General features: G+C 71.8%; 23 protein-coding genes and 1 pseudogene. 9 read left to right on the top strand and 15 right to left on the bottom strand.

The window, feature by feature from the left end:
• Positions 1-3 precede the first annotated feature (3 nt).
• A complete protein-coding gene (locus ABZ896_RS26390) occupies positions 4-711 on the bottom strand; it encodes a DUF4142 domain-containing protein (protein WP_360934015.1) in 708 nt (235 codons plus the stop codon).
• Between the two features lie 242 nt (positions 712-953).
• On the opposite strand from ABZ896_RS26390, the gene ABZ896_RS26385 reads away from it, so the two are divergent.
• Together ABZ896_RS26385 and ABZ896_RS26380 are read left to right on the top strand one after the other, a co-directional pair.
• Positions 954-1,613, top strand: a complete 660-nt coding sequence (locus tag ABZ896_RS26385; RefSeq protein ID WP_360934012.1) for a DUF6445 family protein — start codon at positions 954-956, stop codon at positions 1,611-1,613.
• A gap of 155 nt (positions 1,614-1,768) precedes the next feature.
• Positions 1,769-4,033: a LuxR C-terminal-related transcriptional regulator gene (locus ABZ896_RS26380; RefSeq protein ID WP_360934009.1), complete on the top strand. Its 2,265-nt coding sequence runs from the start codon at positions 1,769-1,771 to the stop codon at positions 4,031-4,033.
• Between the two features lie 561 nt (positions 4,034-4,594).
• Here the strand turns inward: ABZ896_RS26380 and ABZ896_RS26375 are convergent.
• The 6 genes from ABZ896_RS26375 to ABZ896_RS26350 all read right to left on the bottom strand — a co-directional run bounded on the left by ABZ896_RS26375 (position 4,595) and on the right by ABZ896_RS26350 (position 10,036).
• The gene (locus ABZ896_RS26375; protein ID WP_360933937.1) at positions 4,595-4,966 is read right to left on the bottom strand and encodes a DUF6479 family protein; all 372 of its coding nucleotides are present in this window, start codon (positions 4,964-4,966) and stop codon (positions 4,595-4,597) included.
• A gap of 7 nt (positions 4,967-4,973) precedes the next feature.
• The gene (locus ABZ896_RS26370) at positions 4,974-5,366 is read right to left on the bottom strand and encodes a luciferase family protein (protein ID WP_360933934.1); all 393 of its coding nucleotides are present in this window, start codon (positions 5,364-5,366) and stop codon (positions 4,974-4,976) included.
• 112 nt (positions 5,367-5,478) lie between these two features.
• A complete protein-coding gene (locus ABZ896_RS26365) occupies positions 5,479-6,393 on the bottom strand; it encodes a peptidoglycan-binding protein (RefSeq protein ID WP_360933931.1) in 915 nt (304 codons plus the stop codon).
• A gap of 87 nt (positions 6,394-6,480) precedes the next feature.
• The gene (locus ABZ896_RS26360; RefSeq protein ID WP_360933928.1) at positions 6,481-7,395 is read right to left on the bottom strand and encodes a CPBP family intramembrane glutamic endopeptidase; all 915 of its coding nucleotides are present in this window, start codon (positions 7,393-7,395) and stop codon (positions 6,481-6,483) included.
• A 117-nt stretch (positions 7,396-7,512) separates the two neighbouring features.
• The gene (locus tag ABZ896_RS26355) at positions 7,513-8,160 is read right to left on the bottom strand and encodes a response regulator transcription factor (RefSeq protein WP_360934006.1); all 648 of its coding nucleotides are present in this window, start codon (positions 8,158-8,160) and stop codon (positions 7,513-7,515) included.
• 187 nt (positions 8,161-8,347) lie between these two features.
• Complete coding sequence (locus tag ABZ896_RS26350; RefSeq protein ID WP_360933925.1) at positions 8,348-10,036, bottom strand: sensor domain-containing protein; 1,689 nt, start codon at positions 10,034-10,036, stop codon at positions 8,348-8,350.
• Between the two features lie 250 nt (positions 10,037-10,286).
• Here ABZ896_RS26350 and ABZ896_RS26345 point away from each other — a divergent pair, with 250 nt between their 5' ends.
• A complete protein-coding gene (locus ABZ896_RS26345) occupies positions 10,287-10,472 on the top strand; it encodes a hypothetical protein (protein WP_360933922.1) in 186 nt (61 codons plus the stop codon).
• A 7-nt stretch (positions 10,473-10,479) separates the two neighbouring features.
• On the opposite strand, the gene ABZ896_RS26340 is transcribed toward ABZ896_RS26345, so the two are convergent.
• From ABZ896_RS26340 to ABZ896_RS26320, 5 genes are all read right to left on the bottom strand, one after another.
• Positions 10,480-11,574 (bottom strand): substrate-binding domain-containing protein, encoded by a 1,095-nt coding sequence (locus tag ABZ896_RS26340; RefSeq protein WP_360933919.1) that lies wholly within the window; start codon positions 11,572-11,574, stop codon positions 10,480-10,482.
• Positions 11,575-11,624: 50 nt separating this feature from the next.
• Entirely contained in the window at positions 11,625-12,335 is a 711-nt protein-coding gene (locus tag ABZ896_RS26335) for a DUF4328 domain-containing protein (RefSeq protein ID WP_360933916.1), read from the bottom strand.
• Positions 12,336-12,462: 127 nt separating this feature from the next.
• Entirely contained in the window at positions 12,463-12,780 is a 318-nt protein-coding gene (locus tag ABZ896_RS26330) for an antibiotic biosynthesis monooxygenase (protein WP_360933913.1), read from the bottom strand.
• 62 nt (positions 12,781-12,842) lie between these two features.
• Positions 12,843-13,913 (bottom strand): CU044_5270 family protein, encoded by a 1,071-nt coding sequence (locus ABZ896_RS26325; protein WP_360933910.1) that lies wholly within the window; start codon positions 13,911-13,913, stop codon positions 12,843-12,845.
• Positions 13,910-14,542 carry a sigma-70 family RNA polymerase sigma factor gene (locus tag ABZ896_RS26320; protein WP_360933907.1) on the bottom strand — a complete coding sequence of 211 codons (633 nt, stop codon included), beginning with the start codon at positions 14,540-14,542 and terminating at the stop codon, positions 13,910-13,912. Before ABZ896_RS26320 ends, ABZ896_RS26325 begins: the two co-directional genes overlap by 4 nt.
• Positions 14,543-14,672: 130 nt before the next feature.
• Between ABZ896_RS26320 and ABZ896_RS26315 the strand changes: the two are divergent.
• Positions 14,673-14,876, top strand: a pseudogene (locus ABZ896_RS26315) (helix-turn-helix domain-containing protein); the annotation flags it as partial.
• A gap of 60 nt (positions 14,877-14,936) precedes the next feature.
• Here ABZ896_RS26315 and ABZ896_RS26310 read toward each other — a convergent pair.
• Together ABZ896_RS26310 and ABZ896_RS26305 are read right to left on the bottom strand one after the other, a co-directional pair.
• Positions 14,937-15,344: a VOC family protein gene (locus tag ABZ896_RS26310; protein ID WP_360933904.1), complete on the bottom strand. Its 408-nt coding sequence runs from the start codon at positions 15,342-15,344 to the stop codon at positions 14,937-14,939.
• Positions 15,345-15,415: 71 nt separating this feature from the next.
• On the bottom strand, positions 15,416-16,993 hold the full coding sequence (locus tag ABZ896_RS26305) for a carbohydrate-binding protein (protein ID WP_360933901.1): 1,578 nt from the start codon (positions 16,991-16,993) through the stop codon (positions 15,416-15,418).
• Between the two features lie 127 nt (positions 16,994-17,120).
• Here ABZ896_RS26305 and ABZ896_RS26300 point away from each other — a divergent pair, with 127 nt between their 5' ends.
• Positions 17,121-17,747, top strand: coding sequence for a phosphoribosylanthranilate isomerase (locus tag ABZ896_RS26300; RefSeq protein ID WP_360933898.1), 627 nt, complete (start codon positions 17,121-17,123; stop codon positions 17,745-17,747).
• Between the two features lie 34 nt (positions 17,748-17,781).
• On the opposite strand, the gene ABZ896_RS26295 is transcribed toward ABZ896_RS26300, so the two are convergent.
• Positions 17,782-20,724 (bottom strand): hypothetical protein, encoded by a 2,943-nt coding sequence (locus ABZ896_RS26295; RefSeq protein ID WP_360933895.1) that lies wholly within the window; start codon positions 20,722-20,724, stop codon positions 17,782-17,784.
• Between the two features lie 158 nt (positions 20,725-20,882).
• Here ABZ896_RS26295 and ABZ896_RS26290 point away from each other — a divergent pair, with 158 nt between their 5' ends.
• The 4 genes from ABZ896_RS26290 (at position 20,883) to ABZ896_RS26275 (ending at position 26,110) form a co-directional block, all read left to right on the top strand.
• Positions 20,883-21,386: a signal peptide protein gene (locus ABZ896_RS26290; protein ID WP_360933892.1), complete on the top strand. Its 504-nt coding sequence runs from the start codon at positions 20,883-20,885 to the stop codon at positions 21,384-21,386.
• Between the two features lie 243 nt (positions 21,387-21,629).
• Complete coding sequence (locus tag ABZ896_RS26285; protein ID WP_360933889.1) at positions 21,630-22,280, top strand: glycerophosphodiester phosphodiesterase; 651 nt, start codon at positions 21,630-21,632, stop codon at positions 22,278-22,280.
• Entirely contained in the window at positions 22,273-23,064 is a 792-nt protein-coding gene (locus ABZ896_RS26280; RefSeq protein ID WP_360933886.1) for an inositol monophosphatase family protein, read from the top strand. Before ABZ896_RS26285 ends, ABZ896_RS26280 begins: the two co-directional genes overlap by 8 nt.
• Positions 23,065-23,170: 106 nt before the next feature.
• Positions 23,171-26,110, top strand: coding sequence for an SdrD B-like domain-containing protein (locus ABZ896_RS26275; protein WP_360933883.1), 2,940 nt, complete (start codon positions 23,171-23,173; stop codon positions 26,108-26,110).
• The last annotated feature ends 105 nt before the right edge of the window (positions 26,111-26,215 follow it).

Genomic DNA, 26,215 nt, shown 5'->3' with positions numbered 1-26,215 from the left:
CGCTCAGCCGATCGTCGGGCTCGCGCCCGGGATCTGCTGCGGTGTCTCCGTGCTGTTCGCCGGCGGGGTGAGCACCACCTGCGGCTGGCCGGCTGCCGGGGGCGGCGGGGTCAGGTCCACCGCCGGGAGCTTGGGCGGAGTGGTCTGGTTGAAGAGGGTCTGGTCGAAGTTGACCAGGCCCGTCTTCTCCATGACCGTGATGTGGTCGAGCACGGTGACGTTGGCCTGGTCGGCGAGCTGGCGCACCAGGGAGTTCTTCGTGGTGGAGCGGATCTTCGCCACCGTGTTGAAGATCGAACCGTGCGTCATCCGCAGGATGTTGGCGAAGTCGGAGTCGAACTGCTTGCCGGACTCGCTCTGCAACTGCGTCACGAAACCCTGCTGCTGGGGGCTGGCCAGGTTGGGCAGCGTGATGTTCAGCAGCGGGGCGATCTTGCGACAGGTGTCGTCGAGCCCCGCGTGTCCGTCGACCAGGTGCTGGCTGGCGACCTTGACCGCCTGGGTGCCGCCCTTCTGGAGACCGATCTGGCCCACCGGGTACTCCCACAGGCCGGCCGCGCGGACCTTGACCACGAAGTCCCGGTCCGCCTCGGTGAGCGGACCCCACTGCGTGTTCTCGATGACTCTGTCCTGCGCTGTGGTCACGGTGCTGACACCGATCATCGACGGGTAGGCGAGCGCTGCCAGCGTCAGTGTCAGCGCACCGCCCACGAACAGCGTTCCCATCGCGTTCCGCGAAAGTCGCACCGTGCCTCCTGCCCGGTCGGGGAGCCCCGCCGGGAGGCGGGTCGGACGCACAGAGGTACGGATGCGGATGCCCGGTGAACCTTTTGAATTGGTAAAATCCTGCTGCGTCGCAGGTCAGCGGCTTAGTGAACGCACAGTTGACGGAACGTTGACCGGTTCGTGGGCGAGTGCTGGGGCACCCCGTGGCTAGCGTCGGTCGCATGTCCATGTCAGTTCTGCCGGTGCTGCCGTATCGCAAGCCCACCAAGGGCCGCGACTACTGGGTGATCGACGACGTGCTCCCGGACGTCGACGCCGTACGCGAGCGGTGTCTCGCCAAGGACGACTGGGCCCGGGGGTATCCGTACACCTCCGAGACCTGGCCGGGACTGCGGGCCATGCCGGGCCTTGAGCCCGCCGAACTCGGGCGCGTGGAGCGGCTGGTGCGGCAGGCGACCGGCGCCAAGGAGCTGTGGGTGCAGAAGGCGCCCGGCGGCGGCACCCTCAACCACAACTGCGTGCAGGTGGTCGGCGAGGGGGAGAGCGAGCCGCGGCCGCACACCGACTCGCGGGCGCTGTGCCGGTACGCCGCCGTCCTCTACCTCAACCCGGCCGTCCCCAAGGACTGCGGAACCAGCTTCTACCGGCAGTCCATGCCCGGCGGGCGGCTCGGCGGCAACGTCGTGCAGGCGCCGCACACCAACCTCGTCGAGGCGCTCGGGACCCGGTTCGTGGCGCCGGACGCCTTCGAGGAGGACGTGCGGGTGCCGCACCGGTACAACCGGCTGCTGCTCTACAGCGCGAACCTGGTGCACAGCGCGACCGGCTACTTCGGCCGCACGCTGGAGGAGAAGCGGATGACGGCGGTCTTCTTCTGGATGGCGTGAGCCGCTGCTCCCGGACGGCCCGCCCTGCTCCCGGACGGTACGCACGCACACCTGAACGATCCCCCGAAGCGCTGACAGCACGGCCGTACGCCATTCACCCACAGCATCCGCATGGCTACCCTGAGGTGCTGGCGGTGTGCGGCAACGGGGGTGCCATGGGGTTCGGGTTCGGGTTCGGGCAGCGGCGGGGTGGGCAACTTCCCGTCGAGCTCACCAGCTTCGTCGGGCGGGTCGGGGAACTCGCCCTGGTGGGGGAGGGGTTGGAGCGGGGGCGGCTGGTCACCCTGGTCGGGCCCGGCGGGGTCGGCAAGAGCCGGACCGCCCTGCGCGCGGCCGCCACGCTCGCCGGGCGCTTCGACGACGGGGTCCGGCTGGTGGAGCTGTCGGGGCTGCACGACCCGGAGTTGATCCCGGCGACCCTCGCGGGCGTCCTGGAGCTGCCCGAGCAGTCCGGGATGTCCGTACTGGACGCGGTCGTCGAACACCTCAGGGAACGACGGCTGTTGCTGGTCCTCGACACCTGCGAGCACCTCGTCGACGCCTGCGCGATGCTCTGCGACATCCTGCTGCGCGAGGCACCCGCCCTGATCGTGCTCGCCACCAGCCGCCAGCCCCTGGACGTCCCCGGCGAGCACCTCGTGCCGATCGCCCCGCTCCCATCCGACGACGCCGTCGACCTGTTCACCCAACGGGCCGGCACCGCCACCGACCGCGCCCAGACCCTCGTCCTGGTCGAGCGCCTCGACGGCATCCCGCTCGCCCTCGAACTCGCCGCCGTACGCCTGCGCGCGGTACCGCTCGCCGAACTCGTCGCCCGGCTCGACCACCGCTTCGAGGTCCTCACCGGCGGCCGCCGCACCGCCCTCACCCGCCACCAGACCCTGCGCACCGCCATCGCCTGGTCCCACGACCTGTGCACCCCTCAGGAACGGACCCTGTGGGCGCGGCTCGCGGTCTTCGCCGGGTCCTTCGAGCTGTCGGCGGTCGAACGGGTGTGTGCGGGCGGTGACTTGGTCGGCGCGGAGGTCGTCGAGGCGCTCATCGGGCTCGTCGACAAGTCCGTGGTGCAGCGCATCGGCGAGGACGGCGGCCGCTACCGGCTCCTGGACACCATCCGCGAGTACGGCGCCGAGCGGCTCGCCGAGACGGACGGCGACGCCGACGCCGTACGTCAGCGGCACTTCGCGTACTACGCCGAGCTGGCCCGGCGGTTCTGGGACGAGTTCCTCAGCCCCGCGCAGGTCCGGCTGCACCGGGCCGTACGGGAGGACGTCGCCGATGTGCGGGCCGCCCTGGAGTACGGGTGCGGGCGGCCCGGGCGGGCGGCCGGCGCGGTGCTGATGGCGGCCCGGCTCGCCTTCCACTGGCGGGCCTCCGGCGCGCTGTCCGAGGGCCGGTACTGGATCGACAAGGGCCTCGCCCAGCTGCCCGAGGACTGCCCCGAGCGGGCCTGGGGACTGCTGATGACCGGCGTCCAGGGGGTGTGGACGGCCGACCTGGAGACCGCCCTGGAACGGCTCCCGCAGGCCCTGGAGACCGCCCGCCGGGTCGGCGAGGAGCGGGTCGAGCTGTTCGCCGACGCCTATCTGACCGGGCTCGCGGTGCTCTGCGGGGCCGGACCCGAGGGCGAGGCGGCCATGGAACGCGCCCACCAGCGGCTCGTCGACGCCCAGGACCACCTCGGCGTCGCCGTCAGCCGCTACGAGACCGCCCTGCTGCGGGCCGTCCTCGGCGACACCGACACCGCCACCGCGCTGTGCGAGGCGGGCCTCGCCCATCTCGAAGGCACCGGCGAACGGCAGATCTACGGCTCCACACTCACCGTGCAGGGCGTCATCCTCTCCCTCACCGGCGAGCGGGAGCGCAGTGCCGTGCTCTTCCGGCGGGGGCTGGAGGCGGCGAGCGAGGTCGGGGAGGTGCTGGTGGCCGCGCTCGCCTGTCTGGGCCTGGCCTGGACCGCGGCGCGGGAGCAGCGGTGGGTGCGGGCCTGCTGGCTGCTCGGGTACGCGGAGCAGGCGCGCCGGCTCGGCGGCGACCCCGTCGCCATGCTGCCCCGGCTCCTGGAGGAGCAGGAGGAGGTCGTCGCGGCGGTACGGGCCGCGCTCGGCGCCGAGGAGTTCGAGCGGTGGCGGGAGACGGGGGCGAAGCTGTCGGGCCGGGCGGTCCTGGAGGCCGTACGCGAGGATCTGGACGAGCCGCCGACCCTGCCCCGGCAGGCGAACGGCTCCCGGGCCGCGGCGGGCGCGCTCACCCGGCGCGAGCGCGAGGTCGCCGCCCTGGTCGCCCAGGGCATGTCGAACCGGGAGATCGCCGAGCGCCTGGTCATCTCCAAGCGGACCGTGGACGCCCACGTCGAGCACATCCTCGCCAAGCTGGGGATCGCCTCGCGTACGGAGATCCCGGCGGGGGCGGGGCCGTAGATCTGCGGCGCGGGGGCCGGGGTGGGGGCGTGGGTCGGTGTGCCGGAGGGGGCTGGGCGTGGCCTTCGGGCCGTCGTGCGGAGGCTGGGGTGGGGGAGGGGACCCGGTGTGCGGGGGTCGTGGCGTGGCCTTCGGACCCGTGTGCGGAGGCCGGGGTGGGGGAGCGGACCGGTGTGCGGGGGTCGGGCCGGGAGAGCGGGCCGCCGTGCCGGGGCTGGAGTGGCCGGGCAGGCGGAGGCTCCGGCGGGGGTGCCGGGTCGCGCATACGCAGGTCCGCGGCCGTAGGTACGCGTCCGGTCGCCCTCGGTACCCGCCCCGCGGGCCTAGGTACACGGATTCCGCCGGTCCCGCCTACCGATCTTCGCCGTTCCGGGCCGTCCGGGGCCCCGGTGTGCGGGATTCTGGTCGTGTCGCCGGGGAGAGGCGGGCCGGGCGTCGGCAGTGCTGGTCAACCCCACGGCTGTCATGGCAAGGCGTGCGGTACCACGCCTCCCCGGCGGCGCTGTCGCGGGGCTGCCCCTGGTCGGCGGGGCAGCCCCCACCCAGCGTTCTCCCGGTGCGCTACACGTGCCCCAGGCCGCCGCTGCCGAAGGAGCCGCTGGAGCCCGGCAGCCAGCGCCTGCGGTGCTGGTCCTTTCCCGTTCTGCTGCCCGAGTGATGGAGCTGGTACGGCATGAGCCGCTCCCGCTCCTCCGCGGCCACCGGCATCTCGTCCGGCTCCCGCATCTCCCGGATCTCATGGATCGCGCCGGTGACCGGAAGGTGCGGCTGCTCCTCGGGGAGCGGCCGCGGAAGTTCCCGGTCCCGGACCCGCATGCCGAACACAACGGCCCCCACCAGTGCCCCGGCGATGAACAGACCACCGACAAACGCGGCGAACACGTTGAGTACTTCACTCGACGTCGCCGCTTCTACAAACGTCGCCGTACTCATAGTCCGATTATCGCCGAATCGGCTCGAAAGGGGAGTCCCGAGGGACCACCGTGACCCGGTGGAAGTTGCAGGCGGCCGCGGGCGCCGGCCCCGCCGGATGGGCCTTGAGGGCCATGCTGACCAGGCTCATCAGCAGATCGACATCGGTGTCGCAGTCGAGATGGACGGTCACCCACTGTGACCCCGGCACCAGCCGCACCGCCGTCGAGGCCCGCAGGTCGTCCCGGAAGCGCCGGATGGCCGAGTCCGTCAGATACAGGTCGACGTCCCGCCCCGAGTGGAAGTGCGCGATCTCGCTGTGCTGGGAGCGCAGGGCCCGTCCCGTACCGCAGCCGGACGGGCCCGCGGTCAGATCGGGCCACGCTTCCAGGCGCTCCAGGGCGCGCTCGGCCAGAGTCATGCGCCCATCGTCACCCGATCACCGCCCCGCAACCAGGGGTTGAGGGAAAAGTAACCGGGGCGTGAGGTGCCTCTGTGGTGGGTGCGGCGTCTACGCGGGGTCTACGCCGGGCCTACGAGAACAGCAACCGCCAGGTCAGCGGCCCCGGGTAGCCGTCCGCGTCGCCGCGCAGCTCCTTCTGGGACTTCTGGAAGTCGCGGACGTTCAGCCGGTCCGCCTCGCCCCAGTCCCTGCTCGGGCCGACCTTGTAGTGGCCGCCGAAACCGCGCTTCACCAACTGCCTGCCGAGCGCGAGGACATGGTCGTTGGAGGCGCCGTCCCGGAAGCACTTGCGGCCGGGGTACGCGGGCACCTTCGAGCCGCTCGGCTGCCCGGGAGTCTCGTCGCCGCCGACGTCCAGATCCTCCTTCGCGTACGTGACCAGCGTGGTGAAGTCGATCGCGCCCGGGTCGCCGTGGTCGTTCTCCGGCACGTGCATGTGCCCGCACACGCCCTCGAAGGCCGTCCACTTCGCCCCCGACATCCGCTGGCCGTTCTTGCTGCCGTACGACGTCGGGTACGCGGGCCACGCGGCCGGCCCCGTCAGCGGCACGCCGTGCTCCTCGTGCATCCAGGACAGGAAGCGGGCGACCCCGCGCAGCGCCCACTCCGGGGCGTCCGGCCAGAAGACGTGGTCCTTGCCCGCGCTGGTCCACTTCGCGTGGGCCTTCGGGTCGCAGGTGCCGACCAGTTCGACCTGGCAGACGTTGAGCGTGTTGGTCTCCACGCCACCGCGCAGGTTGGCCAGCGCCCGGGACGAGGTCTCGATGTCGAAGTGCTGGTACCAGCGCAGCTTCCGCGCGGCGAGGTCGGGCACGGCGGTCAGGTTGGGTGCCATCGCGCCACCGCCGTACCCCGGCAGGCTGCACCCCTCCGTGGTGTGCAGCACGACGACGTCGACCTCCATCGCCGTACCGCCGAAGTCGTCCTGGTACCAGTTGGCGCGGCTCGCGCCCGGGTACCGCTGTGGTCCGGTCCTCGTGCTCATTCTCGTCCCCCGTTCGTCGGTCTTGTCCGACTTTCAATGCTCTTCAGACGTCGGGGAGTTGGCAATAGTTCCGGCCGACAGGGGTGTTCACTCGTGTGGGTGGCGGCGGGGCAGACCGAGGCGGCCGCGGGTGGCCGCGAGCAGGATCAGGGCCGCCGTCGTGGTGGCGAGCAGGAGGGCGTGGCCGACGTCCCGTTCCGACATCCTGGGGAACATGTCCGACCAGGCGATCGAGAAGTAGTTGTTGACGCCGGTGTGCAGCAGCATGACCAGCGGCATGCTCTCGCCGGAGCGGTTGAACACCCAGGTCATCACGGCGCTGAAGGCGATCGTCGTGGCGATGAACTCGACTGGTACGTACGCCGGTACGTGCGGTCCGCCGCCCCAGTCCGTCAGGAACAGCGGCAGATGCCACGCGCCCCACAGCACGCCGACGACCAGGGTCGCGACCAGCGGGCCGTACCGGTGCTGCATCCGCGGCATCGCGAACTCCCGCCAGCCGGGCTCCTCGGCGAGACCGGTGGTGACCATCTGGACCAGCAGGCCGGGCAGATAGGCGGCGAGGATCAGGGCGGACGGCAGCTCGGGGCCGCGGCCGCCGAGCGCGACGGAGGCGAGGGTCAGCGCGGCCGGCACGGAGAGCAGTACGAGGAGGTACCAGCGGAGGCCGACCCTGAACTTGGTCATCCTGGCCCGCCAGGTCCTGAGCCCCGCCCGGCCCTCGGTGATCCCGGTGACGAGCAGCGCTGAGGCGATCGGGCCGAGGTAGGCGCCGGGCAGGACGCCGAGCAGCTGGGTGGTGCCGGCGTTGCCGGGGAAGGCGTAGTGCCAGATCCCGAGACCGTTCTCGGAGAGCACGTACGGCGTCCAGGCCGCCCAACTCAGGCCGTACGCAAGGGCGAAGAACCAGGTCAGGGGATGGCGCCGGATGCTGCCGCGCAGACCGGTGCGCGGGTCGGGTGTTGATCGGTCCTCGGTGTGGGGAGGGGCTTGGACAGTCACCGCGGGGTCCTTTCGGAGGGGGCCTTCCTGATGTGTCCAGCACACCAGCGCGGCCGCCGCGGATCATTGCCGCGCGCGCCCCGAACCGTCGTACAGCAGGCTGTACTCGACTGGTCGTCAGGCGCGTCTGCGGGCGTCCTCCAGGTAGTGCAGGACGGCCGCGACCCGGCGGTCCACCTGGTCCGTCGGGGAGAGGTCGAGCTTGGCGAAGATCGAGCGGATGTGCTTGTGGACGGCTCCGTCGGTCACGAAGAGCCTTCCGGCGATGGCGGTGTTGCCGAGGCCCTCGGCCATCAGGGCGAGGACGTCCCGCTCGCGCGGGCTCAGGCGTTCCAGGCGGGTGTCCTGGTGGGAGCGGGTGAAGAGCTGGGCGACCACCTCGGGGTCGATGGCGGTGCCGCCGGACGCCACGCGGTGCAGCGCGCCGAGGAACTCCTCGACCCGGCCGACCCGTTCCTTGAGCAGATACCCGAGTCCGCCGACCCCGCCGGTGAGCAGCTCGGTCGCGAAACTCTGCTCGACGTAGGCGGAGAGCACGAGCACGGCGAGCCCGGGCCGACGCCGCCGCGCCTCTACGGCGGCGCGGATGCCCTCGTCGGTGTGGGTGGGCGGCATCCGTACGTCGAGGATGGCGACGTCCGGGTGATGGACGTCGATGGCCTCAAGCACCTCGTCGGCGTCCCCGGCCCTGGCCACGACGTCGAGCCCTTCGGCCCCGAGCAGCAGGGCGAGGCCCTCGCGGAGGAGGGGGTCGTCTTCGGCGATGACGATTCTTAGGGCGTCGAGGGGGCGGGGGTCGGGGCGGTGGGGGTCGAGGGGGTGGGCGTCGGAGGCGGGGGCGTTCAGAGGACGGGCGCCGTGGGGGCGGGTGTCGCCGGCGGGGCGCCGGTCACTGTCCGTTCGCCGTTCACGGCCGAGCGGTTCACGATCCAGCGGTTCACGGCTCAGCGGTTCACGCTCCACAGGGAAGGTCCACCTCCAGTGTCGTCGGGCCGCCCGGCGGGCTCGTCAGGCGGAAGGTGCCGTCGTGGGCGGCGACGCGGCGGCGGATGCCGGTGAGCCCGGAGCCGCCGCTTTTGCCTCCGGCGGCGGTGGTGGTCAGGGCGTGTTCCTCGGGGCTGGTGAGTCGGGAGTGCTGCTCAGGGTGGGTGGCTCGGGAGCTCTGCTTGGGACCGGTGAGCCGGGAGTGCTGGTCGGGGTCGGTGGCTCGGGAGTCCTGCTCAGGCCCGCTGGTCAGGGTTTGTTCCTCGGGGCCGGTGAGTCGGGAGCGCTGCTCGGGGTGGGTGGCCCGGGAGTGCTGCTCGGGATCGGTGGCTCGGGAGTCCTGTTCGGGGCCGGTGGCCCAGGATTGCTGCTCGGGGCCGGTGAGCTGGGAGTCCTGCTCGGGACTGGTGGTCTGGGAGTGCTCCTCGGTACCGGTGACTGGGGATCGCCGCTCGGTGCCGGTGACCCGCGACCGCTGCTCGGCACCGCTGACCCCGGACCCCCGCTCGGCGCCGGTACCCCCGGAGGGGTCCGCGCCGCCCCGGCCGTCGTCGGTGATCGTCAGCAGGAGCCGGTTCTCGGTCGCGCGGACCGTGACCGTCGCCTGCCCGGCCCCGCTGTGCTTGGCGATGTTGGTGAGCGCCTCGGCCACCACGAAGTACGCGGTCGCCTCCACGGACGCCGCGCACCGCCGCTCCACCTCGACGTCCACCCGGCACGGCACCGCACTCTCCGCCGCCAGCCCGGTGAGCGCGCCCGCGAGCCCCCGGTCGGCCAGCACCGGCGGCAGGATGCTCCGGGAGACCGTGCGCAGCTCGGCCAGCGCCTGCTCGGCGGCCGACTGGGCGCGCTCCAGCAACTCGTCGGCGCGGGCCGGATCCCGCGCGACCATCCGCCGGGCCGCCCCCAGCAGCACCGTCACCGTGACGATCCGGTTCTGCGTACCGTCGTGCAACGACCGCTCGATCCGGCGCAGTTCCGTCGCGTGCGCGTCGAGCGCGGCGGCCCGGGTGGACGTCAGCTCCGCCACCCGCAGGGAGAGGTCGGCGCCGGGACCGGCCGCGAGCAGCCGTCGCCCGGGGTCCGCCTGGAGCCGAGCCAGCGCGGGGGACAGCCCCAGGATGATGGCGATCCAGCCCACGCCCAGCAGTCCGGCGGCGAGCGCGTCCGGCCAGGAGTGCGCGGTGCCGATGCCGATGGAGGTGGTGGTCGCGTTCTTCGGGGCGAGCCGCCAGTACAGCGGGAAGGCCGCGTCCCGTACGGCGAACAGCGGCAGCAGGAAGCCGAGCAGGCCCAGCGGCAGCCCGAGCGCGGTGTGCCGGAACAGCCAGCGCACCTCGCGCCGGGTGGCCGGGTCGGTCAGGGCGGGCCGGGGCTTGACGGGCGGGGCCTGCGGGGCGATCACCTCGGGGCCGAAACGGGCGAGCCGCGCCCGCTCCCGGCCGGCCAGGGCGTGCAGCGCCCGCAGCGCACCCGGCGCCAGCAGCAGACCCACGCCCAGCGGCACGGTCAGGGCGGCGACGGCCAGCCACAGCAGCACCAGCGGCGCGAGAACGGCCGTACCGAGCCCGGAGACCAACTGCCCCAGCGCACCGGCCGCGACCGTCATGGTCTCCACGATCAGCCGCCCGACCCGCTGCCTCTCGGCGACGGCCATGCGCGCCCCCTCCTCCACGGATCGCCACGGATCTCCTCAGAGCCTCTCGGAACCTCTCAGAGCTCCTCGGAGGACAACGACCCTATGCGGAGAGGGCGTTCGCGGCCCGCGCGCGAGCCGGAAAGTACAGCCTGCTGTACCTCGAAGCGGGCGGCGGGCGGGATCGGCCCGAGGGGGAGGCGGCTCATAGCGTCGGGGACGTCAGCGACCCACCGTCGGCGCACACCACGACCCACCCCTGGAGGAAGCCATGACCGACACCGACACCCTCACCCTCGACCGCGTCCTGCTCTGGCCGCTGCTCGTCCTCAGCGTCCTCGGCAACGCCGTGGCGTCCTTCACCCCGGCCGACACCGCCGTCCACCTGGCCTTCGGCACGGTCACCGCGCTGACGGCGACCGCCCTCGTCGTACGACGGCTGCGCACCCGCCCCTGACCGGCGGTTACTTGAGGCCGATCGCCGCGCAGTCCGCCGCGTACGCGGACGTGCAGATCTGCTTCACCGTGTACACGCCCTCCTTGACCACCGTCTGCGCGATGTTGTCCTGGGTGAGGGCGACCACCGGGACCAGCACCGACGGGATGTCCTTCTGCGTCGGGCTGTCGATCTTGTCGCGGACCAGCGCGTCGAACTGCAGGTCGCGGCCCTGCACCTTGTACACCGCGATCTGCGCCGCGTTGGTCGCCTCCTGGAGGAAGGACTTGTACACGGTCATGTACTGCTCGCCCGTCACGACCCGCTGCACCGCGTCCAGGTTGGCGTCCTGCCCGGTCACCGGCGGGATCTTCGAGGCACCCGCCGCCTTCAGCTCGTCGATGGCGGCGCCCGCGATGCCGTCGTTCGCGGCATAGACGGCGGCGATGTTGCCCACCCCGATGCTCGCGATCGCCTTCTTCATGTTCGCCTTGGCCACCGAGGGCAGCCACTCGCGGGTGTCGTACTGCGCGGCGATGTTCACCTTGCCGTTGAGCTCGCTGAGCGCGCCCTTCTTGAACAGGGCCGTGTTGGGGTCGGCCGGAGAGCCGTTCATCACGACGACCTTGCTGGACTCGGCCTTGTCGCCGAGCGCCTCGACGATCGCCCGGCCCTGCACCTCGCCCACGAGTTCGTTGTCGTGCGAGACGTAGGCGTCGATCGGGCCCTCGGCGAGCCGGTCGTAGGCGATGACGGGGATGCCCGCGTCCTTGGCCTTCTGGACGTCCGACTTGATCGCCGCCGAGTCCACCGCGTCCACGACGATCACGTCCACCTTGTCGGCGACCATCTTCTGGAACTGGACGCTCTGCGTCTTCGCGCTCGCCCCGGCGTTGGCGTACTCGACCTTGCCCTTGCCGCCGGTGAGGGTGGCGACCTCCTTGGTGAACAAGGGGTGGTCGAACTTGTCGAAGCGGGCCGTGTCCCGGTCGGGCAGCAGCAGACCGAGCGTGATGTCGTCGCCCTTCCTGGGGCTCACGGCGGCGCCGCCGTCACCGACACCACACGCGCTGAGCAGGAGGGCCGACGCGCAGACGGCCATGACGGGACGGGTGGGGCGCATGGCGATCCTACGGGTGGGGGGTGTTCACGTAGGCGCAACAGTAAGCGCGATCAATCCTGATCAAACGCCCCGACCGATTCCTTCAAGGGATCACCACTCGGCGTCCGCAAATCGGTCGCGAACCGCTCCAGTTGCAGGGCGGTGAGCGTCCGGACCATGACGATCGCGGCTATCGCGGCGCCGACGACCGCGAGGTCGGCGACGAGCAGCGTGGAGACGTTCGAGTAGGCGCGGGCGATCATGGCGTCGGTGCTCCCGCTGTAGTTCAGGCCCAGGTCGGTGAGCATGCCGATCAGCCACAGCGCCCACCACACGTTCACCGAGCGGGGCAGCGGGCGGTCCGGGGCGCTTCCGCGGAAGGCGTCGGCGACTATCCCGCGCGGGAACCAGAGGTTCACGATCGGCACGATCCAGCCGGCGTAGACCCAGATGCCCAGGTAGCGCGGGGGGTGGCCGGACAGGGTGCGGGCGTTGTCCCGCACCTGCCACAGCCACATGATGAAGAAGGCCGCGCAGAAGAGGGTCGCGACGTCCCCGACGGCGCTGACCACGTGGTACGAGTTCTCCAGCGCGGTCAGCGGGCGGTGCCGGCCCTCGCCCTGGTCCGGGAGCCCGGACGCGGGCACTCCGGCGACGGCGAGCCGCACCTGCCACACGGCGCGGAGCGCCCAGGCGACACCGGCGATCCCGAGCATGACCACGGCACACAGGGCCGGGCCGCGCACGGGACGCGGGGCGTACTGGGCTGCTGACTTCTTCATGGGGCCACCCTTCGGAGGGACGCTTCACCCCTTCATCGGACGGGGACCCCTGATCGGTTCACGGCCTGATCGGTTCACGGCCTCATGGGTTCACGGCCTCGCCGCGAGAGTTCACCGACGTCAGCGGCTACGCGCCCTTCGGCTCGGCCTGCTGGATCACCTCGAACGACCACAGCGTCGAGCCGCTCGCCGCGGGCTTCGGGCGGTCGGCGCCGCCCTGGTGGGCCTGCTTCATCGAGCCCTCCATCCACGCCGTGAAGGACTCCTCGTCGCGCCAGCGGGTGTAGACGAGGTAGGTGTCGGTGCCCTCGAGCGGGCGCAGCAGCTCGAACCACTCGAAGCCGTCGGAGCCCTCGACCGCGCCGGCGCGCGCGGCGAACCGCTTCTCCAGCGTCTCGCGCTGCTCTTCGGGGACCGTGAGGACGTTGATCTTGACGATGCTCATGGGGGCATTGTCCGGTACCGGGGGTCAGGGCGGGATCAAGGGGCCGCCTCGCACCCGGCCTCCTACTTCGTCTCCCCCTTCCCGTCGACGACCGCCCGCTCCATCACCGCGCTGACGCCGAACAGCGTCTCGGTCGTGATGCCCCGGCCGGGATCGGTGACGTAGGCGCGGGAGCCGAGCAGGGCCAGGGTCTTCCTGTCGAAGATCCACTCGTCGCGGGTGGCGAAGCCGGTGTCGTCGAGCGTGATGGCGACGCCGTGCCGCCCCGCCGCGTCGACGGCGTCGGGGATCTCCCGTACACCGGGCAGCCTCGCGGCCACCCGGTAGAGGGCGGCGGCGTTCGCGGGCGGCATGACCGTCCCGCTGACCAGGTCGCCGATGAGGGAGAAGACTGCCTGGTCCATGGACTCGCCCTCGACCGGGTCGGCCTCCTCGCGCAGCCGGACGAGCAGCGCGTCGGGGTCGGTGGGCAGCGCGGCCAGCCAGGCGTACGTCGGGTGGTGGACGCCCGCCGCGACGGGCTCGCCGTTCTCGACGGGGATCGTCTGTCCGGGCATGATCGCGTCCTTGCCGCTGGACCGCAACCATCCGGTGATCCGCTGCGGGCCGGGTTCCTGCGAGGTCCAGTACTCCTCGGTGTGCGGGGCGCCGAGCCGCACCGGGCCGTTCCAGGAGCCGGTGTTGGAGCGGTTCAGCATCCGTACGTACACGAACTGGTCGTCCCGTACCGGGGTCGCGGCGCTCGCCATGGCCGCCGTGGCGATGCGGTCGAGGGTGACGGCGGCGCCGGACGCGCCGGACGCCGACGGGCCGGCGGCGGTCCCGGTCGCGGGGGCGCGGTCGGCCACGGTGAGCGGGACGAGCAGGGCGCCCGCGAGGGCCGCGGCGGCGAGGGGCACGAGGACGGCGGGACGGGCGAGCCGGCGCCGTACAGGAGACGGGGGAGCGGGTACGGCGACGACCGGCACCCCCAAAGCGGCCGGTGCCGTCGGTGCCGTTGGAGTCATCGGCACGGTGGAGGTGCCCAGGTCGTGGTCGATCTGCCGCATCAGGACGTCCTTGAAGTGGAGGTGGCGCTCCGGCGGGAGGTCCCACTCCGCCGGTGCCGACAGCAGTTCCTCGGCCTCGCTCATGGGGTCTCCTTCCGCAGGAACAGGGCCGCGAGCGCGGCCTCACTCTCCATCTCTCCGTGGACGGCGGGGAGTTCCGGGCCGTCCTCGCTGAGCCGGGCCAGCCGGGCGCGGGCGCGCGAGAGCCGGGAGCGGACCGTGCCGACCGGGATGCCGAGGGCCTCGGCGGCCTGCCGGTAGTCCAGCCCGGCCGCCACGCACAGCGCGAACACCTCGCGGTCCTGGCGCCCGAGTCGGCCGAGCGCCCGGTGCACCACCGCGAGGCGCCGGGCGTCGTCGATCCGCCCGGCGGTCTCCTCGGCGAAGTCCGCCACCGGGCGCGGCTCGGGGCTGCGGGCCAGGAAGGCGAGGCGGCGGCGCAGCCCACGGTTGACGTTGTGCGCCTTGTGCGTGGCGATGCCGAGCAGCCAGGGCCTGAGCGAGCCGCCCTCCTCGTCCACCGTGGCGCGGGTGCGCCAGGCGGCGAGGAAGGTCTCCGACATCGCCTCCTCGGCCTGTGACCAGTTGCCGGTCAGCCGCAGGGCGTGGTTGTAGACCGCGCGCGCGTGCCGGTCGTACAGCTCGGCGAAGGCGGCACGGTCGCCCGTCCGGATCCGCGCGCGCTCCGGTTCCGCTGGTTCTGTTTCCCTCACACCCGTAACGCTCCGCACCCCCGGCGGTGGTTCCTGTGGCCTCGGCCACAGCGGTGACCGGGCGGTCGGACGGTCGTCAGCAGGAACCCCAGCGGTGGGAACGGAACTTGACGTCGAAGTACCACCAGGTGCCGCCGTCCTGCGGGCCGGCGCGACCGACGCCACCACCGAGGCCGCCCGCCGGGCCAGGGTGACACCCACCAGCGCCAGCCGTCACACCGCCGTCCTGCGCGAGGCGGGCCTGATCACCAGCCCCCGCCACGCCAACACGGTCCTGCACTCCCTGACCCCGCTCGGGGCCGCGCTGCTCGGCACCGAGCCGAACGACCCCTGAGGCGGACTGGCCGTCCTGCTGCCCGCGGACCGCCCGCCCCGCTGCCCGCGGACCGCCGCCCTACTTCCCGGCGATGTTGACCATCCACGTGATGCCGAACCGGTCCGTGCACATGCCGAAGACGTCGCCCCACATCTGCTTGTCCAGGGGCACCGTCACCGTGGCGTCCGCGGAGAGCTTCTCCCAGTAGCCGCGCAGCTCGGTGTCGTCGTCGCCGCTCAGGCTCACGGAGATGTTGTCGCCCTTGGTGGACGGCATTCCGGGCGGGCTGTCGGCGCCCATCAGGGTGAAGCCGCTCGGGGTCTCCAGCATGCCGTGCATGATCTTGTCGGCCTCGGGGGCGTCGCCCTGCCCGAACTGGCCGTAGGTGTTGAGGTCGAGGGTGCCGCCGAAGACGCTCTGGTAGAACTCCATGGCGTCGCGGGCGGAGCCGTCGAAGCTGATGTACGGATTGAGTCGTGAAGTCATGTTTTGGAGGCTAGCCCGGGGCACTGACAACGGCACCCCGGGCAGCGCGCCCCCATGCGTCCTACGGGGTTCTAGAGCGTGACCTGCTTGCCGCCGAACGTCACCACGAGGCTGCCGTCGGAGGCGTACGACCAGCCCAGCGCGCCCGCGTACGAGGAGCAGCGCGAGCCGTTCGTGCCGGACCAGAACTGGTTGGAGCTGTCGGAGTCGCCGATGATCCGGTCGTTGGTGCCGCTGCCGGACCGGCAGGAGGTGTTGGAGCGGAACACCGACGTCCCGCCGTCGAAGTTGAAGTTGCGCTCGGTGTTGTCGACGGAGACGTTGCCGGTGACGGTCATCGTGCCCGGGTTGCTGTTCCAGGTGAACCCGTGCTTGCCGTTGGCGTACGCGATCGAGTGCCGTACGACGTGGTTGACCGCGATGTCGTCGCCGCCGAGCTTGTAGCCGTTGCGGTCGCCGTTGCCGGCCTGCGAGCCGTCGCTGAGCGTGCCGTTGTCGTAGGAGAGGGAGTACTCCACGGTCACCGGGCCGATCGCGCCGGTGTCGGTCTTGGTGTAGAGGTCCCAGCCGTCGTCGATGTTGTTGTGGGACACCGCGTAGCGGAAGACGTTCCCGGTCCCGGTGGTGAGCTTGGCCGCGAAGCCGTCCGCGTCCTCGCCGTCGGAGTCGGCGTTGTCGTGCGACTCCGCGCTCAGGATGAGGTTGTTCGCGGGCCAGTCGCTCGCCGGGGTGGAGGAGGCGATCCGGCCCAACTGGAGCCCGGTGTCACGGTTGTAGCGGGTGACTGTCCGCTCGATGACGTTGTTGCTGCCGCCGACGTAGATGCCGTTGTCACCGGCCCGCTCGACGGTCAGACCGTAGATACGCCAGTAGTTGGCGTTCAGCTGGAGCCCCCGGTTGGACGAACTCTCGCTCTGCGCCGCGAAGTTGAGCACCGGCGTCTCGCCCGGGTAGGCAGAGAGGGTCGTACGCGCCGACGAGGTGCCGTTGTTGCCGGCCGGGATCGTCACCGTCGAGGAGTAGGCGTACGTCCCTCCGCGGACGTAGATCGTGCCGCCCGCGGAGATCCGGCTGATCGCCGAGGTCAGCGTGGTGGGCGCGGAGACCGTGCCGGCGGCGCCGTCGGTGCCGTTCGGGGCCACGTAGAGCGCGGTGGCCGACGGGGTCTCGGTGCCGTCGGCCGTGGTGGCGTCGAGGGCGTCGACGTTGGGCAGGCCACCCGCGGTGGTGGGGTTGAGCCGGATGGTGTTGCTGCCCGCGTTCACGGGGACGGTGAGCGTCTTCGTGGTCCAGCCGGTCCACGCGCCGGTGCCCTCGAAGGACACCGAGGAGACGGTCGTACCGTTCACGATGATGTCCGCGGGGCGGGCGGTGGTGGTGCCGTTGGCGAAGCGGACGCCCAGGGTCGCCGTGCCCGATGCGGGTGCGGAAACGGTGAACTGGGCATAGGCGCCAATGGCGTTGGTGGCGTTGCAGAAGCCGCTGCCGGAGTAGCCGGTCCACTCGGTCTCGACGGCTCCGGTGCAGACGGCGGGGGAGGTCTCGGCCTCGTAGCGGGTGGTGGCGGCCTGCGCGGTCGTGGTGCCGGACAGCGCGACCAGGGTGCCGGCGACGAGCGCGGCGGCGGTGATGGCGGGTCTCAGGTGCATCGTTCGTCTCCATGGTGTGCGGGGACGGGGGCACGTATCCTTCGGGACGGTAAGCGCTTGCCATGGTCGCGTCAACGGTTATGTATGTGATCGTTGTTCAAGAATGAGAATTGGATACGGTTGCCGCATGACCCTCTTCGTGAAGATCTGCGGCCTGAAGACCGAGCAGGACGTCGACACGGCCGTCGAGGCCGGCGCCGACGCCATCGGGTTCGTGTTCTCGGAGAGCCCGCGCCGCATCGACCCCGCGACGGCCGCCCGGCTGGCCGCGCGGGTACCGGCCGGTGTCCTGACGGTGGGGGTCTTCCGCCGCGAGCCCCTGGAGTACGTCCGCGCGGCGGCCGTCGACTCGGGCATCGGGGCGATCCAGCTGCACGGCCCCGAGGACCGCGCCTACTACGCCGACCTCGCCGGCGGCGCCTGGACCCTGATCCGCGCGGCCGCCTTCGGCGACACGGTGCCGCGCTGCGGCGAGCTGGGCGAGGACCTGCTCCTCCTCGACGCGCCGGTGCCGGGCTCGGGCATCGCCTGGGACTGGTCGCGGATGCCGGCGGCCGGTTCCGCCGAGAAGTGGCTGCTGGCGGGAGGTCTGACCCCGGAGAACGTCCGCGAGGCGGTGCAGGTCACCCGCCCGTGGGGCGTGGACGTCTCCAGCGGCGTGGAGGCGAGCCGGGGGGTCAAGGACCCGTCCCTGATCACGGCGTTCGTCGAGGCGGCACGCAGCGGAACGCCCGCCGCCAGTCCGGTGGACTGACGACGGGCGTTCAGGAGAATTTCCTACGGGGCGGTCACGCCCCCGGTACGAAGGCCAGCGCGTCCCAGGCGATCGAGGCGTCCCCGGTCCCGTCCGCCGTGTCCGAGCTCAGCGACACGCTCGGCGTCCCGCGGAAGTCGTACGACCCCAGCGACACCCACGCGTTCTTCCCGCCGGTGTCCTGGGAGATCGTCTTCTCCACGACCGTCCCGTCGCCGAGGGAGATCCGGTAGGTCGCCTGATCGGTGGTGGCCTGGTGGTCGGGCAGATGCACCATCACCTCGGCCTTCCCCTTCAGTGACCGGTCCGGCGTCCACGTCCCCGTGACGATCGAGTCGGTGAGGCTCGGCACCCGCGTGTGCGTGAACCAGAAGTGACCGCCGAACCCGGACCCCAGCTGATGGAAGTCGATCTTCGACGGATAGACGGTCGCCCCGTTCTGCTCGGCGGACCCGAACGTGAACGACAGCGTGCCCCGACTGGTCCAATTCCGCTGCCCCGCACAGGGGTTGGAGGCACCGACCCGGTACTTCACCGTGTTCGGTACGTCGTCCACGATCAGCGCGTCGGACGGCAGCGTGGAGGAACAGGCCGCCGGGAAGGGGGAGATGGCCTTCGGCTCGGGATCACCGATCTGGTACTTCAGCACCTCCGTGCCGCAAGTCGCCGCACAGTCCGTCCAGTTGACCGGCTCGTGGAACCAGCACTTGAAGTCGTCCCGCTGGCAGGCCCCCGCGGGCTGCGTCGCCCCCTCGACCTTGTGCGGCTTGGAGGTGTCGCAGTCGTTGACGTCCGGCTTGCAGAAGGTGTCGTGGGCCGGTTCGGCGGCGGGCGGGTTGTCGGCCGGATAGTGACCGACGCTGAACGCCCGGACCGTCGCGCCGGTCGCCGGGTCGGTCTTCTGCTGGGAGTACGCGGCCCAGCCCAGCACCCGCTCCGGGTAACTCCACAGGTTGGGGGTGCGGGCGTCGTCGTAACCGGAGGAGAGGAACATCTTCCGGTCCGCCGGATAGGTGGGATTCACCGGGTTGTTGGACCAGCCCACACCCCACGGCGCCGACGGATCGGCCGAACTCGGCAGGTTGAAGCCGCTGTTGTACGCCCAGACGGCGAACCACCAGTTCTCCAGGTACCTCGGGTCACCGCCGTTGACCAACATGCCGTGGTCGTAGAGGGTGTTCCACTTCTCCTGGAGGATCCGCAGCCCGGCCGCGATGTTCGCCGCGTAGTCCACGGTGATCGCCTGCTGCTGCTCCGCCGTGTACGTGGTGTCCGACTTCGCCATGCCGCTGGTCACCTGCGCGATGCCGTAACCGCAGTCGGAGGCCGCCCAGTTGACGGTGTGGACGCTGCCCGCGTTGCCGTAGTAGCCGCCCTGCACGAAGTTGCCGCTCTCCCCGGCGGACGCCCGGGAGGTGGCCTGGATCAGGTTGGACTCCTGGGAGAGCACCCCGAGCATGATCTGCGCGGGCACCCGGCCGCCGCCCTTGAGCGGCACCGGGGGAAAGAGGCCCTGCGGGGTGTACGACGGCAGGTCGGTACCGTTCCAGCCCGCCCGCCGCCGCACGTCCAGCCTGCCCTGCACGGCCAGGTCCGTCGCCCACTCGGCCATCGCGGGGGAGGGCTGGAGCGACTGGAGCTTCGGGTCGTTGCGGGTGACGGCGCAGGCGCGGTCGGGGTCGGTGGGGGAGGTCGACGGGTCGTCGTCGGCGGTGGTCGCCACATCGTCCGTGGCCGTCTCCCCCGTACCGCCGTCCGTGTGCGCCCCGCCCGACAGTGCCGGTGACTGCTCGTCGGCCTGGGCCTGCGCGGGCACCTTCGGCTTCACGCTGAAGTCGAGGCGGGTGTCCGTGCCGGGCAGGACCGCGTCGATGCCGACGGGCTGCGTGGCGTCGCCGGACGTCTTCGTGCCGCCCGCCGCCTCGGCGCCGCTGCCGACGGAGGTCAGTGCGAGCGCGCCGGTGGTGGACACCTCCGCCGAGGCCGGCACGTCCGTCAGCGCCTTCCAGCTCTTCGGCAGAGCCGACTCCGGTACGGCGTCCCCCGCGTCCTTCCCGGTCACGAAGACCCGGCCGCCGGTGCCGTGCACCGCGACGGAGCCGAGCGCGCCGGTGCCGAGCAGCTGGTCCGAACCCGCCGAGGTGACCCGGCGGACCTGCACCTTCGTACCGGAGGGGACCTGGTAGGCGAGCCCGCCGTGCGCGTCCGGCACCAGCCGGAACGGCGTGTCCGCGGTACGGGCCAGCGTGCCGGTGTCGCCCTGTGCGTCCACGGAGACCACGGAGTCGCCGGCGGCGGCCGCGATCCCGTCCCCGAAGGGCACGGCGGACGTCATCTGACCGGGCACGGTCTGCTGCCGTACGAAGGTGCCCTTCGCGGCGTCCAGGGTGAGCAGTTCGGTGCCGTCGCCCTTCGGACGGCTGAGCACCGCCCGCTCGCCGTCGCCGCAGCCGGGGTTGTAGTAGGCGAGCGAGACCAGCTCGGGCAGCTTGGTGACCGTGCCGTCGTCGAGGTTCACGACGGCGGCGAACGCGCCCTGGTCGAAGCCGTGTTGGTCGTTGGCGGCCTGCCGGGGCGCGTAGACCACGACGGCCCGGTCGCCCGAACCGGTCACACAGGTCTGGCCGATCCACTGGTCGGTGTCGATGCCGGGCTCGGACAGGGTGGCCGCGGTGTGCCAGGTGTAGGCGTGCGCCGCGTCGGCGACCAGGACGTGCAGGCCGGTGGCGTCGCCGTCGTAGGTGACGACGCGGTCGCCGGACTGCTGCCAGCCGTCGGGGAGCCGGTCGGTGTCCGTCACCCGGTTCGTGGGGGTGGGGGTGGGGTCGGAGGGGGCGGTCAGGGCCGCCGACGCCAGCGGGGCGACGAGCGCCAGCGAGACGACGGCGATGCCGCCCGCGACGATCGCGCGGGCGCGCCGGCTTTTCGGCGCGCGCGGGCGATGTCTTCCTCCGCTGTTCTCACGGAAAGTACGCAAGGGAATTCCGCCTGGTAGTTCATGGGGGGTGGGAGGAGACGGAAGCTATCAGCCCGATATGACGGCACCGGGAATCGTGAATGATCTACCGGGCGGTATCCACGAAATATCCACGAGAATCGACCAACGGTTTTCCTTGCTTTGCCGTCCTCTTGAACGTGTTGAAGAACAGCAAAAACCTGAAACTCGCTCTCGTTTCCGTCGCCGTGGTCCTCGGGGGCCTGGCGGCCGCCGGTCCCGCCGCCGCGGCCACCACCCCGACCGCGCCGGCCGTCGTACGGGCCCAGGAGGCCGCCGTACCGGTCGACTTCGTGGACGGGCCCACCACCCCCCTGATCGCCGACGGCGCCCGGCACAAGGTCACCGTCACCTACACCAACGACACCTCGGCGGACCGCACGGTCGCCCCGCAGCTGCTCGTGCAGTCGCCGGACGCCGGCCCCTTCCTCACCCCGTCCGACCTCCGCGTCGAGGCCCGCACCGCGGACGGCTGCTGGCAGACCGTCCCGCTCGGCACCCAGACCGGCACGCTCTTCACCGACCTGCCCACCGCACAGCACACCCTCCACCCGGGCGAAACCCTCACCCAGACCTACCGCGTCACCGTCCTGAACCCGGAGGCACGGGGGAGGGTTTCCCCGCGGGTGGCGTTGTACGGCTGAGCCCCGAAAAGCAGTTCTCCGGGCGGGGAGAAGAAGTCGTCCGGGTAAGTGCCGCACAAAAAGCCCTGAGACGAAAGGTGCCGGTCGGGCAGCCGTCACGGCGGATTCACCGGGAGGCCCCTCCGCCCCGCCGAGTCGGCCGCCTATCGTGCGGAACGGCCCTCCCCTTCCCCCGCCCGGGGAGTGGGCGCCGGTGACGTTGGGCAGAGCGCTGTCGTACGGGAACGAGGAGACGGAGGCGGCGTGAGCACACTGGCGGTGGCGCACCGGGGCGACCCGTGGGGCGCGGTGGAGAACACGCTGGAGGCGATCCGGCTCGCCGACAAGGCCGGCGTGGACGCGATCGAGGTGGACCTCAGACGCACGGCGGACGGCGTGGTGGTCCTGCACCACGACGACGACCTCGGCCGCCTGTGGGGCAGCACCGAGCGCATCGCCGACCTGACCCTGAAGCAACTCCAGTCCCACGCACCGGAGATTCCGACCCTGTCGGAGGCGCTGGCGACGACCGACCTCCCCCTCCTCCTGGACACCGGCGACCCGGCGGTCGCGCTCGCCGCCCACGCCGAACTGGCGGGCAGAACGGCCATGTTCTGCGGCGCGGCCCGCGCGATGGCGGCCGTACGCGCCGTGGACGAGGACATCACGCTCTTCCTGAGCTGGTACGGCAACGAGCCGCCCGCCGAGGAGGTGCTCGCCGCCGTGCGCCCCCAGTACTTCAACCCCGAGCACCTCTTCCTCACCGAGACCGGCGTGGCGGGCTGGCACGAGCGCGGGCTGCTGGTGAGCTGCTGGACGGTGGACGGCGCGGCCCGCCGGGAGCGCCTGGTCTCCTGGGGCGTGGACGCGATCATCAGCAACGACGTGAAGGGACTCGTGAGCAGCTGTGCGTGAGGTCGACCTCGACCGGGCGCTCCGGTTCGCGACGGAGCTCGCGGCCTGGGCGTCGGAGACGATCCGGCGGCCCCGGGACCCGCGGGACGCCGTACGGGAGAAGGACGGGCCCGCGGACATCGTGACCGCGACCGACGAGGCGGTGGAGCGGCACGTCCGCGAGGTGCTCGCCGCCGCCTTCCCCGAGCACGGGATCGTCGGCGAGGAGTACGGCACCACGGAGGGCCGGCCCGACGCCCCGCACTGGGTGGTCGACCCGGTCGACGGCACCACCAACTACGCCCACGGCCTTGGCTGGTGCTCCTTCTCCCTCGGCCTGGCCGCCCCCGACGGCACCCCGCTTCTCGGTGTGGTCGCGGACCCGTGGCGCGGCGAGACGTTCAGCGCGGTGCGCGGCCGGGGCGCGTTCCTGAACGGCCGTCCGACCCGCGCGGCCGGCCACACCACCCTCACCGGCCATGTCTTCCTCACCGAGTGGGCGGCGCACGCCCATTGGCCCGGCATGGACGCGCTGCTCGCCGAGCTCGCGGAGCGCCACTGCACGGTCCGCGTGATGGGCTCCACCGCCCTCTCCCTCGTCCAGGTCGCGGCGGGCCGCGCGACCGCCGCCGCGATCGGCTCCTTCCACCACGTCGACGGCCTCCCCGCCCTCCTAATCGCCCGCGAGGCGGGCGCGACCGCCCTCCCGGAGCTGCCGGAGTACGGCGACCCGCTGCTGCTCGCGGCACCGGACGCGGCGGCGGAGGCGACGGAGATCTGGCGGGCGAAGCTGCCCGGAAGATGAAGAACATCCCGCTGTCCCTCTAACGGGCCGATTTGATCATCTTTACGGTTCCTATACATATCTCCGGGGTCCGCTCCACGAGAGCTCCAGGAGACGAGGAACTGTGATGCGAAGAGGGCTTCTCCGCAGACGGAGACCGCTCGCGGCCGTGCTCGTGCTGGCCGTGTGCACGGTCGGCGCACCGGCCGCGCAGGCGTCGGTCTCCGCCCGAGGCCACGGCACCGGCGACGGCAAGGTCACCGTCCGGGTCGTGACCGAGGTGGACGCCGACGGCGCGTACGACAGCGTGCTGGAGCCGGGGATGGCGGGCGTCACCGTCACCCTCACCGACGACGCGGGCCATGCCCTGACCGCGACGACCGGCACCGACGGCACCGCCGCCCTCACCCCGGCGTCCTCCGCGCTCACCGGCGGCATGTACCGCGTCCAGGTGAAGAACCCCGACCCCGGCACCTACCAGCCGGCGATCGCGGGCCTCGGCACCGGCGCCGACGTCATCCGCTCGAACACCGGCTTCGTCGACGTGTCGGGCGGTACGGACGTCACGTACACCACCGGCTTCTGGGAGCCCGGCGTCTACTGCCAGGAGGCCCCCACCCTCGTCACCTGCGGCCTGGCCAAGGGCGACGCGACCGGCCAGCAGGGCCTGATGAGCTTCGGCGGCGACTTCGCCGGCGCCTCCCCGGGCGGCACCTTCACCCAGCTGACCGACAACACCGCCCAGCAGGCCGTGTTCGGCATCGGCACCGACCGCACCGGCAACACCTTCATGGGCACGTCGGTCAAGCGGCACACCGCCTACGGCCCGGCCGGCGCGGTCAACGCGATCTACCGCTACAACGCCACGAGCAAGGCGGTGACCACGTTCACCACCCTGCCGGGCACCCTCACCGCGCACGACACGTCGAACAGCTACCTCGACGACGACGCGGTCTACGGCCGCGTCGGCCGCGAGGGCATCGGCGACGTCGACGTCTCCGGCGACGGCAGGACGCTGTACGCGGTCGACCTCAACGACGCGAAGCTGTACGCCGTCCCCCTCCAGGGCACCGGCGACGCGGTCACGGCCGGCACACCGACGTCGTACGGCATCCCGGAGCCGGACTCCTGCGTCGGCGACTGGCATCCGTACGGCATCGGCGTGCGCGGCAAGCGGGTGCTGGTCGGCGGGGTGTGCGGCGCCGAGTCGACCGTGACCACCGCCGTGCCGTGGGGTGACCCCGCCCAACTCAGCGCGCATGTCTACGAGTTCACCGCCGGCTCCTTCAAGGAGCTGATGACGTACGGGCTCGACTACGCGCGCGGCTGCGCCTACCGCTTCACCGGCACCCCGGCGACCAACTACCGCTGCACCGACGCCACCACCGTCGGCCAGCGCATGAGCGCGAACTGGGAGGCGTGGAACGAGCGGGTGCCCGCCCGCGAGGAACACTCCTTCGTCACGGCCCCCCAGCCGATCCTCTCCAACATCGAGATCGCCGACAACGGCGACCTGGTGATGGGCTTCCGCGACCGCTTCGCCGACATGCAGGGCAGCCGCACCAACGCCTACAGGTCCACCGAGCTGGTCGCGTCCGTCGCCGCCGGTGACGTCCTGCGCGCCTGCGTGTCCGGGACGACGTACACGCTGGAGGCGAACGGCTCCTGCGGCGCGCTCACCGGCAACCTGCCCGGCAACGAACTCGGCCCCGGCGGCGGCGAGTTCTACGACGACCTCACGGTCCTCGGGGACGCCCACCACGACCAGATCACCGAGGGCGGCCTGGTCCTGCAGCCGTACCGCAAGAGGCTGTGGTCGACGGTCTTCGACCCGTTCACCAACCAGGCCTACGAGCAGGGCGTGCGCCGTTGGGCCTCCGAGGACGGCTCGATCGCCGGCAACCTCCTCCTCAAGTCGACCTGGAACGCGGGCAACAGCCTCTTCGGCAAGGCGAACGGCCTCGCCGACCTGGAGCTGGTCTGCGACCAGGCGCCCGTGCAGGTCGGCAACCGCGTCTGGTACGACGTCAACGGCAACGGCCTCCAGGACCCGTCCGAGGCGCCGGTCCCGGGAGTCGTCGTCACCCTCAAGTCCGGCTCCACGACCCTGACGGCGAGCACGGACGCGCAGGGCGAGTGGTACATCGGCACGAAGGAGGGGCTGAAGCCGGACACGTCGTACGACGTCACGTTCGACGCCTCGGCCGCCGACACCGCCAAGCTGCCGGGCACCCCGGCCCCCGCCGACCTCCAGTGGACGAAGAAGGCCGCGGGCACCGACCCCACACTCGACTCCAACGCGGACGCCTCCGGCAAGACCACCGTCAAGGTGGGCGCTCCCGGCACGGTCGACCACACCGTGGACGCGGGCCTGACACCGCTCAACAGGCTCGGCGACTACGTCTGGTACGACGACGACGCCGACGGCATCCAGGGCCCGGGCGAGTCGGGGGCGCCGGGGATCACCGTCAAGCTGATCGACCCGGCGACGGGTGCGACGCTGAGGACGACCACGACGGACGCGAAGGGCAGGTACCTCTTCTCCCGCCTCCCCGACGGCAGTTACCAGGTCTGCTTCACCTGGCCCGACGCGTACCTGTGGACGAAGCGGAACGCCGGGGCCACCGGGGACGACTCCGTCGTGGACCCGCGCACCGGCTGCTCCGGCACGGTCACCCTCGGCCCGGGCAACCGCTCCGACCTCACCCTCGACGCGGGACTGGTCGAGGAACCGGGCCTCCAGGTCGTCGTCAAGGACGCCAAGACGGGCGACCCGCTCGCCCACACCGTCGTCCAGATCTGGCGCGACACCAACGGCAAGCCGGGCATCCAGCAGAGCGGCCCGCACAAGGACACCTACGTCGACGACTGCGTCACGAGCGCCAAGGGCTCCTGCTACTGGGACCTGCCGCCGGGCACGTACTACGCCGTCGTCAAGGACGTCCCCGAGGGCTACCTCCTGCCGAAGAACCCGGTCCGCGGCCCGGCGAAGCTGGTCCTCGGCGGGAAGGACGGCAGGATCGTCATCCCGATCAAGCGGGGGGAGCCCTGCAAGGGCAAGTGCTGACCCGCCCGGGAGGGTGACACTCAGCGGGCCGCGCACCGGACGACTCCGGACCGCGACGCGGTCGTACGCGCGACGCGGCACCTCGCAGAGCACCACCACACGGTG

Origin of the sequence: Streptomyces sp. NPDC047072 (genome assembly GCF_040643855.1) — a bacterium.
Lineage (GTDB): Bacteria > Actinomycetota > Actinomycetes > Streptomycetales > Streptomycetaceae > Streptomyces.
Note: the sequence above shows the minus strand (reverse complement) of the source record. Positions and strands in the feature narration are given on the sequence as shown.

Coding starts and splice junctions, on each gene's coding strand:
- ABZ896_RS26335 (WP_360933916.1), bottom strand. CDS start 12,335: ATGAAGAAGTCAGCAGCCCAGTACGCCCCGCGTCCCGTGCGCGGCCCG.
- ABZ896_RS26365 (WP_360933931.1), bottom strand. CDS start 6,393: ATGAGCACGAGGACCGGACCACAGCGGTACCCGGGCGCGAGCCGCGCC.
- ABZ896_RS26325 (WP_360933910.1), bottom strand. CDS start 13,913: ATGAGCGAGGCCGAGGAACTGCTGTCGGCACCGGCGGAGTGGGACCTC.
- ABZ896_RS26300 (WP_360933898.1), top strand. CDS start 17,121: ATGACCCTCTTCGTGAAGATCTGCGGCCTGAAGACCGAGCAGGACGTC.
- ABZ896_RS26385 (WP_360934012.1), top strand. CDS start 954: ATGTCAGTTCTGCCGGTGCTGCCGTATCGCAAGCCCACCAAGGGCCGC.
- ABZ896_RS26330 (WP_360933913.1), bottom strand. CDS start 12,780: ATGAGCATCGTCAAGATCAACGTCCTCACGGTCCCCGAAGAGCAGCGC.
- ABZ896_RS26275 (WP_360933883.1), top strand. CDS start 23,171: ATGCGAAGAGGGCTTCTCCGCAGACGGAGACCGCTCGCGGCCGTGCTC.
- ABZ896_RS26305 (WP_360933901.1), bottom strand. CDS start 16,993: ATGCACCTGAGACCCGCCATCACCGCCGCCGCGCTCGTCGCCGGCACC.
- ABZ896_RS26340 (WP_360933919.1), bottom strand. CDS start 11,574: ATGCGCCCCACCCGTCCCGTCATGGCCGTCTGCGCGTCGGCCCTCCTG.
- ABZ896_RS26370 (WP_360933934.1), bottom strand. CDS start 5,366: ATGACTCTGGCCGAGCGCGCCCTGGAGCGCCTGGAAGCGTGGCCCGAT.
- ABZ896_RS26350 (WP_360933925.1), bottom strand. CDS start 10,036: ATGGCCGTCGCCGAGAGGCAGCGGGTCGGGCGGCTGATCGTGGAGACC.
- ABZ896_RS26310 (WP_360933904.1), bottom strand. CDS start 15,344: ATGACTTCACGACTCAATCCGTACATCAGCTTCGACGGCTCCGCCCGC.
- ABZ896_RS26345 (WP_360933922.1), top strand. CDS start 10,287: ATGACCGACACCGACACCCTCACCCTCGACCGCGTCCTGCTCTGGCCG.
- ABZ896_RS26375 (WP_360933937.1), bottom strand. CDS start 4,966: ATGAGTACGGCGACGTTTGTAGAAGCGGCGACGTCGAGTGAAGTACTC.
- ABZ896_RS26380 (WP_360934009.1), top strand. CDS start 1,769: ATGGGGTTCGGGTTCGGGTTCGGGCAGCGGCGGGGTGGGCAACTTCCC.